At 53.6% G+C, this 14,485-nt stretch carries 15 protein-coding genes; 3 read left to right on the forward strand and 12 right to left on the reverse strand.

Features of this window, described 5'->3' with window-relative positions; genetic code table 11:
- Positions 1–76 precede the first annotated feature (76 nt).
- Entirely contained in the window at positions 77–1,201 is a 1,125-nt protein-coding gene (locus ACZCED_RS10160) for a GGDEF domain-containing protein (protein ID WP_464860736.1), read from the forward strand.
- A 368-nt stretch (positions 1,202–1,569) separates the two neighbouring features.
- Here the strand turns inward: ACZCED_RS10160 and ACZCED_RS10165 are convergent, their stop codons facing one another.
- The 8 genes from ACZCED_RS10165 to ACZCED_RS10200 all read right to left on the reverse strand — a co-directional run bounded on the left by ACZCED_RS10165 (position 1,570) and on the right by ACZCED_RS10200 (position 8,672).
- The gene (locus ACZCED_RS10165; RefSeq protein WP_462971825.1) at positions 1,570–2,226 is read right to left on the reverse strand and encodes a hypothetical protein; all 657 of its coding nucleotides are present in this window, start codon (positions 2,224–2,226) and stop codon (positions 1,570–1,572) included.
- Between the two features lie 733 nt (positions 2,227–2,959).
- On the reverse strand, positions 2,960–3,682 hold the full coding sequence (locus tag ACZCED_RS10170) for a protein-L-isoaspartate(D-aspartate) O-methyltransferase (protein ID WP_462971824.1): 723 nt from the start codon (positions 3,680–3,682) through the stop codon (positions 2,960–2,962).
- A 25-nt stretch (positions 3,683–3,707) separates the two neighbouring features.
- Positions 3,708–4,022 (reverse strand): NIPSNAP family protein, encoded by a 315-nt coding sequence (locus ACZCED_RS10175; protein WP_464860737.1) that lies wholly within the window; start codon positions 4,020–4,022, stop codon positions 3,708–3,710.
- Between the two features lie 98 nt (positions 4,023–4,120).
- Positions 4,121–4,789, reverse strand: coding sequence for a lactate utilization protein (locus ACZCED_RS10180; RefSeq protein ID WP_464860738.1), 669 nt, complete (start codon positions 4,787–4,789; stop codon positions 4,121–4,123).
- A gap of 113 nt (positions 4,790–4,902) precedes the next feature.
- Positions 4,903–5,304, reverse strand: coding sequence for a RidA family protein (locus tag ACZCED_RS10185; RefSeq protein ID WP_462971821.1), 402 nt, complete (start codon positions 5,302–5,304; stop codon positions 4,903–4,905).
- A gap of 41 nt (positions 5,305–5,345) precedes the next feature.
- Positions 5,346–6,419 carry a tRNA pseudouridine(13) synthase TruD gene (truD, locus tag ACZCED_RS10190; protein WP_462971820.1) on the reverse strand — a complete coding sequence of 358 codons (1,074 nt, stop codon included), beginning with the start codon at positions 6,417–6,419 and terminating at the stop codon, positions 5,346–5,348.
- 58 nt (positions 6,420–6,477) lie between these two features.
- Positions 6,478–7,239 (reverse strand): zinc ribbon domain-containing protein, encoded by a 762-nt coding sequence (locus ACZCED_RS10195; RefSeq protein ID WP_464860739.1) that lies wholly within the window; start codon positions 7,237–7,239, stop codon positions 6,478–6,480.
- 86 nt (positions 7,240–7,325) lie between these two features.
- Positions 7,326–8,672, reverse strand: a complete 1,347-nt coding sequence (locus ACZCED_RS10200) for a PhoH family protein (RefSeq protein ID WP_464860740.1) — start codon at positions 8,670–8,672, stop codon at positions 7,326–7,328.
- A 667-nt stretch (positions 8,673–9,339) separates the two neighbouring features.
- Between ACZCED_RS10200 and ACZCED_RS10205 the strand changes: the two genes are divergently transcribed.
- Complete coding sequence (locus ACZCED_RS10205) at positions 9,340–9,726, forward strand: NifB/NifX family molybdenum-iron cluster-binding protein (protein ID WP_462971817.1); 387 nt, start codon at positions 9,340–9,342, stop codon at positions 9,724–9,726.
- A gap of 41 nt (positions 9,727–9,767) precedes the next feature.
- Positions 9,768–10,016 (forward strand): FmdB family zinc ribbon protein, encoded by a 249-nt coding sequence (locus ACZCED_RS10210; RefSeq protein ID WP_462971816.1) that lies wholly within the window; start codon positions 9,768–9,770, stop codon positions 10,014–10,016.
- A gap of 369 nt (positions 10,017–10,385) precedes the next feature.
- Here the strand turns inward: ACZCED_RS10210 and ACZCED_RS10215 are convergent, their stop codons facing one another.
- The 4 genes from ACZCED_RS10215 to ACZCED_RS10230 form a co-directional block, all read right to left on the reverse strand.
- On the reverse strand, positions 10,386–11,114 hold the full coding sequence (locus ACZCED_RS10215) for a hypothetical protein (protein WP_464860741.1): 729 nt from the start codon (positions 11,112–11,114) through the stop codon (positions 10,386–10,388).
- 598 nt (positions 11,115–11,712) lie between these two features.
- Complete coding sequence (locus tag ACZCED_RS10220) at positions 11,713–13,446, reverse strand: B12-binding domain-containing radical SAM protein (RefSeq protein ID WP_464860742.1); 1,734 nt, start codon at positions 13,444–13,446, stop codon at positions 11,713–11,715.
- Between the two features lie 13 nt (positions 13,447–13,459).
- On the reverse strand, positions 13,460–13,906 hold the full coding sequence (locus ACZCED_RS10225; RefSeq protein ID WP_462971813.1) for a universal stress protein: 447 nt from the start codon (positions 13,904–13,906) through the stop codon (positions 13,460–13,462).
- Between the two features lie 16 nt (positions 13,907–13,922).
- Complete coding sequence (locus tag ACZCED_RS10230; protein ID WP_462971812.1) at positions 13,923–14,381, reverse strand: CBS domain-containing protein; 459 nt, start codon at positions 14,379–14,381, stop codon at positions 13,923–13,925.
- Positions 14,382–14,485: the final 104 nt, after the last annotated feature.

Raw genomic sequence — 14,485 nt, forward strand, 5'->3', positions numbered from 1 at the left:
TAAATGGTATGCGTCGAGGCTGGAATTCGAATAGGGACAGAAGAAACTATGGCACAGTTCATTTGGAGAAATACTTTTGCCTGTCAAGTTGATTCAAAAAGATGACGTGAAACAAAAGATCCGCATTAAACGAGCGCTCCAGGCCATGGGAGGGGGGGCGAGTCAGTCGCTGGTATCTTTTATTTTATTTTATTCGGGTGGATTCAGGCTTGAACTCCAAGGCTTCATCCTCTTGATGATTTTTCTTTGGACTGGCCACTTATCGCTTACATTGGTGATTCGCCTTGGGATAAACCACCATTTCTCTGATCCTAGCATGACCCGAGAGATGGTGATTTGGTCAATTCTTACGCTGTTGATAACTGTTTTCTTTATGGATCAGTTCCGTCCCCTTATGATGATGTATTTTCCAATCATCCTTTTATACGGCGCCTTCAGCATGACTCCCAACCAGTACAGAGCTACAGCAGCGCTGATGATATTTGGATATATCGCCGTCGTTTTAACACTTTTTAAACTATATCCAAGTAGGTTGAAGATCGAATATGAATTCATTGTGGCTCTCGTTTTTGCATTGGTCATAGTTGCCTTCTCTTTTGTATGTAATCAGATAAGTCTGCTTAGAAAACGATTGCATCTACGCAATGCAGAGCTTGCAACTGCACTAGATAAAATAGAACACATGGCGATAACTGATGAGCTTACCGGTTTAATCAACAGACGGCATATGATGTATTTGCTTGAACAACATAAGGCAATTGCCGATCGTGGGGGTATCGGTTTTTGTGTTTGTTTTTTCGATATAGACCGTTTCAAAAGCATAAATGACAATATGGGGCACCACGTAGGTGATATCGTACTGAAACGTTTTTCCTCCGTGATTCAGTCACAACTCAGAGCTTCAGATCTGTTTGCTCGTTTTGGAGGAGAGGAATTTGTTTTTGTGTCAGTTGGTGTAGACCTTAAAGGCGCAAACATAGCAGCCAATCGAATACGCAAGGCCATTGAAGTACTTAGCTTCAAGGATTTGGCGCAAAACTTGACTGTAACTGTATCCGGTGGTTTGGCACAATTCCGGTGTAATGAAAAAATAGAATCTGTACTATCTCGTGCTGACCAAGCTTTGTATTTAGCTAAAAATAGAGGACGAAATTGTATTAAAATTGAAACCGACATCAAATCGACTTTAGCGTTAAATTGATTTCAATGGATGATTTGAAGCCACATGTATGTGCTGTCTACAACAGGCTTGAATAAATTTTTGCCTATACATTTACCTCCAACGAATCACCAGTCAGCCCCAATTACAGATAGCCCCAATTCGTTTGTCTGAAATCGTTTCAGCCCCCGTTACAGACACCAATACCTTATCGCAACTTGGGCCTGACTACAGATAGATTGAGATCATCTTCGCCGCGTGGACCTCGCCATATCCGGTGATTCGTTGGAGACATCAGCAGGTTTTAGATGAACATTTTACCCATGATATTTTGATGTAGATTAAGGAATGATTCTCAAAAATATGGGCACATTATCTTATGAAGTGGTGCTATTTTTTGGTATAGTTGATCATAGTTTCATAACCGCGCCCGTATAGTTGTTAACCCAAGTACGATCAGTCCAATTATCCATGTAAAGTTTATACCCAGAAGACTTGGCCTCCCTCACCATTTTTTCGGTTAGCACATTTCTATAATTTTCCTTATCGGAAGCAGAAAGTTTTATCGAGGCTGAATAACCTAATGTGATTCCTATATTGTAAGCTTTTTCAGCGACTCCTCTCATGTAGAATGGGGCAAAACCACCCTTGACTGTTCGTTTGAAAAAATCATGGAACATGGGTTTCCCGTAATTTAAAACACCGATCGCCACCCCTGTCGCGAATCCGTGCTTAATATTCCGCTCTCCTACTATTTGCTTTGCTTCCACTACCGGGAGTGCTAACGCAACTATAGCGTAAATTGCGGTTCCAATAGTGCAGAAAATTGACAATAGAAACATTCCGGAAGTGCCTAATGCAGTTGTAACGTTCGTGTAAATAAGTCCCATCTCGGTTCCCATAGCTCCCCCCGTAAGAGCAACGGTTTTAACACCTCGAATGACGTAATATGTCCGCAGTGTAGTTGCTGCGAGTAAAATGACGCGGCCGGTCTTGGCTACGTCCAACCCAGATATCCCAGTGTATTTTTCTATCTCTTTGTGTGTCAATGCCACTTGATTTGCCATGGGCTCTCCTCTCATTCAAGGTAGCGAAAATATTTTTCCAAAAGTAATAATATACTGCACCCCTTTTTATCGCAGATAGACCCATCATAGGATTGATGTTCGATGTCACGAAATATTGGGCTTGCAGTTAATTTGGGGTATATAGGGTTCAAAATCAGAAGAAGACTTGAAAGTGTGCGTGGTGGGTAAGACCCCAACAATAGAATGCTACAAAGTGGCAGTTTGTCAAGGCTCAAGAGGCGAAAGCATCCCCGTTTGTGGGATCCTAACGAATGTCATTGTTCAAAACCTATAATCTACAATGTACAGATATATTGAGATTATCCCAAGAAATTCATGGCTGTCAAATCGTGTGATTACATACCAGTATCCCAGAACGAGTCAGAGTGCAGATGCATTGAGATCTAATCGGATTGATCAGCTATCAGGCAGATTATCGTTTGTTGCCGACTTCAATATATTTTGGCCGCACTTGCTGGTGCCATTGATATTGGTCGGGGCAGATTGACAAGCAAACGCAATGATCCCTTGAGATAATGGTGTTTTCGACCCAATTAGCTTGTGCACGTCTTTCTTGGCTGCCTGGCCAGGATAATCTATCTATAGAATATTGTCAGGAGACCCCAGTCTACTGAAAGCACGATACTCGCCCTCGCTGTAAATAGTCGTTCCATGTTTCGTTCGAATGCGCTTATGCACGGTGGCATACAATCGAATGATTGCAGAGCAATGCTCAATAGGTTTTTCCGCGTTCGTCCACCATCGGCACGAAGCGGACATCCACGATTTTCTCCTGCTTGATTTTACCTTTCTGCTTGGTCAGTAAAAATAACTGCTGGTCGTATTTTTCACCTGAAGGGATCACCATGCGTCCCCCTTCGGCGAGCTGTTCCGTCAGCGGCTTTGGGATGCGGGTTGGCGCACAGGTGACGATGATGGCGTCAAAGGGGGCATGTTCGGGCCATCCTTTGTAGCCGTCGCCGATTTTCACCCGGACATTGTCGTAACCCAGTGCATCCAGTACGCCGACGGCCTGGCGTCCCAGTTCGGGAACGATCTCGATGGTGAAGACCAAAACACCCATTTCGGCCAGCACCGCGGCCTGATACCCGGAACCGGTGCCGATTTCCAGCACCCGTTGGCCGGGCTGCACGGCGAGCAGTTGCGACATCAGGGCCACGATATACGGCTGTGAAATGGTCTGGCCGTGGCCGATGGGCAAGGGGGAGTCGCGGTAGGCCAGGTGTTCCATATCCTCGGGTACGAACCGGTGGCGGGGCACGGTTGCCATGGCCTTCAACACGGACGCGTCTGAAATGCCGCGAGCGCCGATCTGCCAGGCCACCATTTTTTGGCGCTGGTCGGCAAAATCGTCGGCCGATGATCCTGCTGGGGCCATGCAAAGGCTGGCAGCAACCGTCAGGAGCACCAGACCGGCTGTATGCAGGTTTGTCATGGTGCCAGTCTCCTCCCGGGTCCCATCAATGGCGGCTTTGCGCGAATAACGGGACCGGATCGATGAAATAATTTTCCATGCGGGCGATGTGCCGGGCCGGGTTGGGATTCATGGCCCTTCGCTCCGGGTGCTGGTGAAAGGCCTGGTCGAGCGATTCCCACGAATCGGGGCCGCTGTAATGCATCAGCCAGATGAACTGGTTGGTTTCGGCCACCGTCCAGGCGGCGGGGATGTCGAAGCCGATTTTCTCACGCAGCGGTTTGATCGTCCGGCCCCATTCCTTCGCAAAATCATGAAGTGCGCCGCGGTTGATGGTGTAGATGCGCATTTGAAGGGGCATGAGGCCTCCTTTTTGAATACGGGGTTGCCACTGAAGAATGACAATGAAAAGATCTGACGAAGGGTTGCAGGTGCAGTTTAACAGAACCCGGGCCTGTTTTACAATCCCAGGTCCTGATTGATCAGGATGATCTTGATGCGTCCCTTGGGAAAGGATTTTTCCGTGATGCACCAGGTGTTGCAGATCCGGTCCGGGCTGCTGCAGTCTGCGCAGACGGCGGTTTTCATGCAGGGGGTTTTCAGGCCGGGGTGCCGGATGGCATTGGCCGGCGCGGCGTAGCGCCTGACGCGCTGCATGGCGTCGTCCAGGGTGGGAACCATCTTGTTGCGGCCAATGAACAGCACCACGTGCCGGGGGCCGAAGGTGATGCCGGCCACCCGGTTGCCCACCATGTCCAGGTTGACCAGTACACCGGTTTCCGTGACGGCGTTGGATCCGCTGAAAAACAGATCGGCCAGCAGGGCCTGCCGGCGGCGCTCCAAGCGTTCCTGCTGGGATATTTGCGGGTCAAAGGCCTCGACTACCCGAATGCCGGGATCGGCCCTGATGGTGTCCAGCACACCGGTGGCCAGCATGGTCATGGAGTCGCCCCAGGATGCGACGTTCACTTTCAGCGAGGGAAGGATTCGATTTAAGAAAACAGCGCCGGCGGATTGGATGTCGGCGGCCACAAACACCTCGAACCGGTTTTTTTCCAGGGCCTTTTTGCACTGCTCGAGGCGCAATTGCCAGTAGGTGTCGACGGGGTCGGTCATGATGGGTTTCATGTCCCAGGCTTCCAAGGTTATTGGGCTCAGCTTTGAGCCATCAGCTTATCAGCTTACCAGATATTTTTCCGGGTTCGGGTGAGTCCTTTTGGCTTTCCCCGATTCACTGAACGCTACGCAATCGTTCCTTGATCCACCACACAATCGGCTTCGATCTCCACCAGCCAGTCCTCATCGATGAACCGGCTCACCTCCACGAAGGTGCTGGCCGGCCGGATGTCGGCGAAGAATTTGCCATGGGCGCTGGCCGCCTCCTGCCAGCGGCTGATGTCGACCAGCATGATGCGGGTGCGGATGACATCCTCCAGGCGGCCGCCGGCATTTTCGACGGCCGCTTTGATGATCTCGAGGCAGGTTCGGGTCTGGCGGTAGAGATCTCCCGGATAGGCAGTCCCGCCGCCGGGGGCGATGGGGGCGGTCCCCGAGACGGCAATGATATTTCCCACTCTTACGGCACGGGAAAAACCGATGGGTTTTTCAAATGGCGACCCTGAACTGACCAGCTGTCTTTCCATGGCGTCCTCCTGCGGGCGTTGCGATGGTCGTTCGCCGGCCGTCAAGACGGTCGGGTGAATTCGCGCAGAACGGTCGTAGCATAAGCGCCTGACGGCAGCGTAAACGTGAGGCGCAGCCCGTCGTCCACCTCCGCGAGAGCCAGATCCGTAAGGCTCAAGATGGCTTCCCGCCGCGACCCCGGCGAACGGAACCGCCGGAAATCTTCCGGTGCGAGGGTGAACTGCCTGAACAGCGCCGCTTCCTTTTCCCCGGCCGCATGCATGGCCGGTTTCATCTTGAACCCGCAAATGGGGCCGGTGTAGACAATTTCTCCGGCAGCGAAACGCGGGCCGTCGACGGCCAGGTCGTCGACGGTGAACATGCCGCCGGTATCCGTCTTTTTTACCACGTCGCCGGACAGCAGCCGGCGGTAGTCGCCGGCCTGCATGCGCTGCTTGAGCCATATGTTGAACAGGGCCGATTGGACCACCGAGACCATGAAGGCGTCCTTGCGACCCTTTTTCCCCGCCGAGAAAAGGGCGAATCCCCGGTGGATGTTCTGCAGCCCGTAGCCGAATCGCTGGGGGCCGTAAAAGTTGGGCACGCCGGTATGTTTGAGCCGGTCGGCGATGGCAAGCCCCCGGGGCAGTGCATCGGGTCCCGGATCGCTGACGATGACGGTGAACCGGTTGGCGGCCACGTGGCCGGTTTTGATCTTGTTGCGATGGCGGTCGATGGCCAGTATCTCGATAGGCAGATCGGCCAATCGCCTCTCCACATCGGCCAGCGGATGATTGACGCCACAGCGAAAAGACAGGGTCTGCACGACCACCGCCGTTTTGTCCTTGCGACCGCCCCAGCCCACATCCGACGGGGCCAGGCCCAAGTGCTTCTGCATGATCCGGGCGACGTCGGCGGTGTTCCATCCGGCGCGCCGGAAAGTGACATAGGCGTGCTCTCCTTCGCCGCAGGCGGCATAGGGAAGGATCTCTTCGACCACAAAATGCCCCGGAGTGGCCTTGATGGCGCCGCCGATGCCGGGCAGCGGGTCGGCAACAAAAGGCAGGGGGGACAGCATGGCGATGGCGGTTTCCGCCCGATCGGCGGATTCGACCGGGCTGACATCCACATTCATTGGCCCTCTCATGATTTTATCGATGGTTTACAGGTATTGCCATGGCTCATGGCGCGCGTCAACCTGTTGATTGGTTTCGCATCAGCCGATACTGCTTGACCAACAAAAAACCGCCCCAGACCACGGCCGCTGCGATCAAACAGATGCCCGCACCGTGGGAAAGCCGGGCGATGGTCTGGTCGAAGCGGATCAGGCCGGTCTCCTTTAGGATAAATTCCCAATCGTGAAACCCATATGGGGAGCTTCTGCCGACATTTCCCCCCAAAAGGGGCATGCTCAGTGAGCGGGCATCGTTGATATACGGTGCCAGGTCGATGAAGTTCTGGCCCATCCACCATAATGAGAAGGATCCGGCAAAGGGGTCGCGGGTTTTCAGCAGGAAAACCACCAGGCAGATAGCGGGCATCAGCATCTGCATCAGGCTGCCGCCAAGTGACGTCATCAACCGCCCGAAGGGGCGGAAGAAGAGGTGACCGGCCTCGTGAAAGGGGAGATTTACCAAGTGCCAGAAACTGCTTAAGGTGGCGTCGGAAGAAATGGGGGTGAAGATGAACTTGACCCCCCATAGCGTGAGAATTGCCAGCAGCAGTGAGCGGGCGCCCCACGAGATGGGATTCACCTCGGCAGGCATATGGAAAAGCAGGGCGCTCAGGATGCCGGGTTCCGTCTCTTCCGTTTCTTTGAGATCCTCTGCCGGTGCAGCGGATTGCCCCGGCCCCGGTACCGTCTTGCGTTGGCGCCACTTGGCAAAGACGATGCCGCAACTCAGGCACTCACCGTTTTCGTCCGTCTGTTCGTAGCCGCATTGTGGGCATTGCATATGGCGTTAATCGTGTGTGTTGGTTAACGATCGACGACGTTCGCTCTTCCCTGAGACCCTTCGGCTTCAGCCTGAAAACCCTTTTTTCAGAGCAGGCTGATGGCCAGGTCCGAAAGTTCGCTGCGCTCTCCCTTTTCCAGGTTGATGTGGGTATAGAGGCTCTGGCCCTTCATTTTTTCGATGAGGTAGCTCAACCCATTGCTCTGGCTGTCCAGGTAAGGGTGATCGATCTGGTAGATGTCTCCGGTGAAAACGATTTTGGTGCCCTCGCCGGCCCGGGTGATAATGGTCTTTACTTCGTGGGGGGTGAGATTCTGGGCCTCGTCCACGATGAAAAAGACTTTTACGATGCTTCTGCCGCGAATATAGGACAAGGGGGTGATGACGATCTTCTCCTCATCCAGCAGTTCCTTCACCCGGCGTCCCTGCCGGCTGCCGTTTTTTCCGTTCTGGTTGCTTTCGATGACCGACAGGTTGTCGTAAAGAGGCTGCATGTAGGGGTCCAGCTTGGACTGGATGTCTCCGGGCAGAAAGCCGATGTCCTTGTTGCTCAGCGGAACCGATGGCCGGGAGATGAAAATCTGCCGGTAATAGCGCCGCTTCTCCAGGGCGGCGGCCAGAGCGAGAAGCGTCTTGCCGGTGCCGGCTTTGCCGGTGATCGTTACCAGGGGCACGTCCGCGTTCATCAGGGCGTCCATGGCAAAGCACTGCTCGGCATTGCGGGGCCGGATGCCGTAACAGACCTGGGTGTCGATGCGGCGGATGGAGCGGGTCTGGGGAAGAAAAACGCCCAGCGCGGACTTGCTGCCGTTTTTCATGATCAGGTATTCGTTGGCGAGCAGGGGGGCGGTCACCTCCAGGGCGGCGGCGTCCATTTCGAATGGCTTGGCGTAGAGCTGGTCGATCACGGCGGCAGGAATGTCTTCCACCACGCGGGTGCCCTTATAGATGTCCGCCGGGGCCTGGACCCGGTCGGTGCTGTAGTCCTGGGCCATCAGACCGATGGACTTGGCTTTCATGCGCAGGTTGACATCCTTGGTGACCAGAAAAACCCGATCAAAGGCCTGTTCACAGGCGATGTGGTAGGCGGCGTTGAGAATATGGTGATCCGGCTTGTCAGGGGAGAAGTTCGCCTTGAGCTTGTCGTGGAACTCCCGGTCCAGGCAGACGGTGATTTTTCCTTTTCCGGGACCAATGGTGACCCCGCCGTTGAATATGCGGTCCCCGGTCAATGCGTCCAGGGCCCTGGCGAATTCCCGGGCGTTGCAGTTTAAAATCTCCTTGCCCTTTTTAAACCGGTCCAGTTCCTCGATAACGGCAATGGGGATGACAACGTCATGTTCGTCGAACTGGTTGATGCAGGAGCTGTCATGAAGGATAATGTTGGTGTCGAGCACAAAGGTCTTCCGTTTGCTTGTGGAAAACGAAATCATCGCACCTCCTGAAGATCATGGATTGTTCCCGGCGACCGGCCTGCCCGCTGGATGGACAAATGCGCATCCGCAGCGGACAGGTCACCGTGTCTCAGGGCCGTTGCATCGCGCCCGTCCGCAAATGGGCATTGCGTTTCGAGATCAAGGCCTGCGTAAAGCGATACCACCGGTGTCCTGAAGGCAGTGCCCTCGGGGTGCAGATCGTTCGTCTTGCGGGGATCATCGGTTGGGCATATCCCAGATATCGGGGGGGAAAATCCTGTCCGGGCGGGCGCCAAACAGCGTGACGGGGGTGAAACCGCGAGTGGGAAAAATAAGTTGGCGGATAACAAGGATAGAGGCATTCGGTCTTGTTCAACTTTAGTTTCCAGCATCATCAACGTGCTCTACATATAGCATAGGGCAGGTGCCGAGGCAACAATATCTTCGATATTGACCCTGCCTTGTCAGCGGGCTGCATTGAATTCAGACCAAACTCGTCATCCCTGGACAGGGACGATATAAACCTTGAAACGGCAGCTGTTTTGAGCTATATGCCAAAATACGTCGACAATGGGGTGGCGGCCGGCAGATCGATGGTCGATCCGACCCGCACCCTGTTCTTTATCCATGAGCCTTACCCGTATGCCGGGCAATGGTCAGCATTGTGTGAGGGAGATCCATAAATATGAAAATTGCTTTTCCGGTGGTTGAAAATAAAGGAACAGACAGCATCGTTCACGGCCATTTCGGGTCCGCGCCTTTCTTTGTCTTCGTGGAACTGGATACGGATTCGGTGGAGACATTCGAAAACCCGGACCAGGATCATCAGCACGGGGCCTGCAACCCCATGGATGCCTTGGGTGGCCGTAAGGTGGATGGCGTCGTGGTGGGCGGCATCGGCGGCGGCGCCTTGAAAAAACTCAATAACGACGGCATCACCGTATACCGGGCCGTTGAAGGAACCGTTGGGGAGAATGCCCGCCTGGTCAAGGCCGGCAACCTGCCGGTATTCGATCCGGGACAGACCTGCGGCCACCATCACGGCGTTCAGATCGGTGATTGCGCCCACTGACGGGCAGTCATTTGGAACATTGATGGAAAAAGGAGGGAGGTATGCCGCTATTCGACTTTTTATGTGCCGACTGCGGCCAAGTGGCTGAGATTCTCGTTTCTACTGAGAAAATGACTGTCTGTTGCCCGAGCTGCGGCAGCGGCAATCTCAAAAAGCTCATGTCCGCCCATTCATCCCTGTCCGGCACCGCTTCATCGGCCATGCCCGGCCCCGGGGATACGGCCTGCTGCGGATCGTCGCCGGGCCATGCCGGTTGTGCCGGACCGGGCAGCTGCTGCGGCAAAGCCTGACGCCGGAGGTCGGAGGGCGAAAAAGGCTACCGGTTCATCTGTCCTGGCTTATGATTGGTCCACGATAGAGAGTTCATTACCTGTCGCTTGTGACGGGTGTCAGCAAGCGAACTGAAGATCGACTTTCATCCCTGCGATGCTGCGAAGCACTGCGGTCACGGGCAGGACTTTTCCCGTAGTTTGCCTCAGGATGGATTCAATTGCCGGAATCGAAAGGTAAGGTATTCTATCAGTTGGCAATAAGGTATCATCGGTCTTTGGAAGCCACTTTAAGTCTGACTATGTTGGAGGCATCACCGGTTTGCTAACGCCTCGCATCAGGGGCAAAGTGCGCGCGTAGCGGGTCCTTTATCCGAATGCATGCGTTTGTTATGTGCCATAGGTAATTTTCGCCCACATGTATCCACTTGATAACCATTCTTCAACTTTTAATATTTTAGCTTTGCTGCCTGGATTTAGTGCTCCAATAATAGATTTAAAGCTACCCGTGAAAGTGGGCATTCCCTCACGTACATTTAGGGCCCCGGTTTCTTCACGAACACTTAATATTTCCCCCTCAAGCGATTCAGGTTTCGCATCTAGAGCGATATCAAAATATCTAGTTTTCCACTTGGAATTAACATAGTGGCCAACATAAGCCCAACCTTCCTTTTCTGTATTTGCAACTGATGTTACCGGAGGAGGAATCTGCTTCTGCTCCAAAGCGACAGCCGTTCGCATTATGGTATCGGCTGCTGCATCACTACCGGCAGATGGTGATAATTGCGAAAACTTTGTTGCAAATTCAGAGCTTCCTAACGTAGTGAGTGCAAGTAGCGCAATTTCCTTTGTTTTTTCGTCACTAGTAAGATGCGGAATAAACTTTTCAACAGTCTGCATCTCTAAAATCTTTGTTTGATGCACTTGGTTTTGATGTTCAAGAGATCCCTGTTGTTTGTTGTAAGAGTATGTGAAATAAGAACCAAGAGCTGCGATAACAACGGTTGATAAAAAGACTGAAATTGTTGAAAACCTATCCCAGAAATCCTTTTTCCGACCGCGTTGGGATTTTATTTCTTGTAGAATTTCTATCAGTATCTTTTGGTCATTATCGTCCATACTGTTCCCTCCGTTACTGATATCTTTATAGTTGCACATAACGCCGGAGTAACCGGCGATTCTGCTAGATAACGGATGCTGCACATTGGGTTATTGGGTAGAATCGCGGGGCGACTCCTTAGTTGTCAGGCGTGAGCCTGATGGCCAAAGTGCCGGCCAGGTACCGGTAACCCCGGTGTTGGTCAGGCGGAGTGCAGCGTAGGGCCTGATCAACCACTGTTTATCAGGCAAATTTACCTAATGAGTGTATATCAAGGGCATAGACAGCTAATTTGCCTGTTTATAATATTCAATATTTATATCGCATCTTTGTATAAATGAGGTCATGTTAAAAACACTGACCAGTGATTAATTGAGATAAGACCCAGGTTGACCAAATTTCAGATACCATCATTCATGAATGGCAGGTCAATTGCAACCGGTTGGTACAATATCATCGTTTTATCTCAATGGCTCCTCATCAATCAGATAGTTTTGTTTTTTAATCTCCGGATTCGGGCTTCTGGCCTCCGTTTGCAGTATTCGGCCTAACCGCCTTCATCATTAGCCGCATCGCAACAGCGGCGCATAGCCGTATCCGTTTCTTCCATCCACGGATTCAAGCTTGTTGGAGGCGATTCAGTTGGCCGATCCAGTACTGCTCGCTTTCCCGGTCCCCCATGAACCGGCAGCAGCGGATGAGCTGCTCGACGGCCCGGGGATGATCCGGAATGGCCTCCAGGCACTGGCGGGCCTCGGGGTAGCGGTTCAGCCGCATCAGGCTGTTGGCTAATGCCATGTGCAGATCGATGCTGGTGTGGTGGTGTTGGATGCCGCGCTGCAGGATGGCCAGCGATTCGTCAAACCGTCGCAGATGCTGGTAAACGAGGCCCAGTCCCCAGAAGGCGCGGTGATCCGGATGGTAGCTCAGGGATCGCTCGAAGAGCATGACAGCAGTCGCCAGGTTGTCTTTTATCAGCGGGTTGACGGCATAGTCGCCGTGGCTGAATGTCAGGGCCAAGCGGGAGAGAAAATCGGCATGCAGCGGGTACAGCTGCGGATCGTCAATCAAGTCAATCTGGGCGGCAAATTCCGGAAGCAGGGAGAGGTAGCCTTCCCTGAGCCGCCGTCCGAAAGCCAGCACGGCTGCTTTGCTCAGGGTCGCATCCGTTTCGAAATAGAGCAGGTCTTCGATCCGCTCCAGCCAGATGTCGTCGGTGGCGCCGGTGCGCTGTTTGTAATCCTCGTAGAGCGCCGTGCCGGGAAACAGGTCCAGGACATAAAAAATGGCCGACAAGGGGCGAATGCGGCGCAGCATTGCCAGGCTTTCATCGATGGTTTGATCGGATTCGCCCGGGGCGCCGTAAATAAAGTAGGCCCTGGCCATGATGCCATGGCGAACGGTCAGGTCAAAGGCTCGACAGATGGCGGCTTCGCTGAAGCGCTTGCGATACCGGTCACGAAGCTCCCGGCTGCCGCTTTCTACACCGTAGCTGATTTGGGTGCATCCGGCCCGGCGCATCCAGCCCAGCATCTCTTCATCCACACAATCCACCCGGGAGATCGCCGCCCATACGATATCCAGCCGGCGCTCGAGGATCCGGCGGCAGATGTCGATCACCAGTTCCCGCTTGAGGGTAAAGGTGTCGTCGGATACAAAAAAGAAGTTGACCCCCTTTTCCCGGAGCATTTCCATCTGGGTCACGAAGTACTCGGCGCTGTGAAAGCGCACCCGGCGTTTCCAGAATGCCGGGGATCCGCAGAAGGTGCATCCTTCCGGACAGCCCCGCGTGAGGGAAATGTGTTGAAAGGCGAAATGGTCGGCGGGCATGGGCAGGCTGTCCAGGTCAGTCAGCTGCTCACGATCTCTGGTTTTGACGGGCTTGCCTTTTTTTCGAAATGCCAGGCCGTCAATGTGCGCGGGCATCCGGCCTCTCTTCTTCTCCAGAAAACGGATCAATTCCAGAAAGCTGTGCTCGCCTTCGCCCCGAACCACATAATCGATCTCCGGAAAATGGGTGAGAAAATGTTCCCACAGGAAGGTCGCCCCCACGCCGCCAAACACCACGGCGGTTTTTGGATTGACTTTCTTGACCATGCGGGCGATGTCGATGCCGCCCCAGCGGTTGGCGTGCAGGATCGAAAAGCCCACCACATCCGGCTGCTTGTCTCCCAGCACCTGGTAGATGCGGTGGGGGGCCCTGCCCAGGTTGTGACCGTTGAGAATATCAACCGTATAGCCATTGGCCCGGAGCATAGATCCCACATAGTAAAGGCCCATGGGGATGACGCTGACATCCTCTTCGTTGATTCGCTTGTCGAGAAAATAGGGGTAGACGAGCAGTATTTTCATGAGATCGGATGAATCAAGCCTTCTTGTCCCGGACGATCATCACCGAGCAGGGTGCCTTGTGCGAAATTCGCTTGGCGACGCTGCCAAACAATACCAGCCCCATGCCGCTGAGGCCGAAGGCGCCCACCACCGCCAGATCGGCATCGGTCTCTTCGATGAAGCGGATGATCTCCGTAGAGACATGGCCATCGCGGACCACCAGCTCAACGTCGACCGTTTCGGGGATGCGTTTGCCGTAGACTTCCTGCATCCGTTCGTTCAGGCTCACCACCAGGTTCTCGTCGGGATGTTCGGGCAGCATCAGGTCCGCCTCGGTGAGCATCGGGTTGATCACCGGCGGCAGCACATGGACCACGTAAAGTTTGGCGTTGTAGCGCTGCGCCAGGTCGAGGGCGGTTTTGAAAGCGGCTTCCGCATGATCCGAAAAATCGCTGCAACAGACTATCTGGTTCACGCCCATGGGGGGCCTCCTTTCGCTATGAATGATCAGCGGGCATCAGTGTCCGCAGGATATCCTCTTTGCCGACCACGCCCACCAGTTCGCCTTTTTCCAACACCGGCAGGGTATGGAGATTGTGGTCTACCATCAGGGCCGCCACGGTTTCGATGGTCGACTCCGGTCCGACCGTCACCGGGTTGGGGGTCATGGCATCCGAGACGGACGTGGCGGCAATCTTGCGGACCGCTTTTTCGAAGCTTTTCATGGAACCGAGAGCGATATAGCCGTCGAGAAATGAGAACAGCGAGGGGACGGGAAGCTTTTTCTGCTGGGCGATAATGTCGCTCTGGCACAGCAGGCCGACCAGCTTGCCGGCGTCGTCCACCACCGGCACACCGTTGATGCGGCGTTCCAACAGGATCCTGGCCGCATTGATAATTTCCGAGTTGGCGGTGACGGTAATGGGGTTTTCGGTCATGATTTCTTTTACCAGCATGTCGGCACCTCCGGTGTGTTGCGTGCATAGCCGCAAAAGGAATTTTTTGCGGTTGATTATTAGGCCCGCAGGGATATAAATGGATCTACAACCGGCCGCTACCT

The sequence above is a fragment of the Desulfosarcina sp. genome (assembly GCF_055467485.1).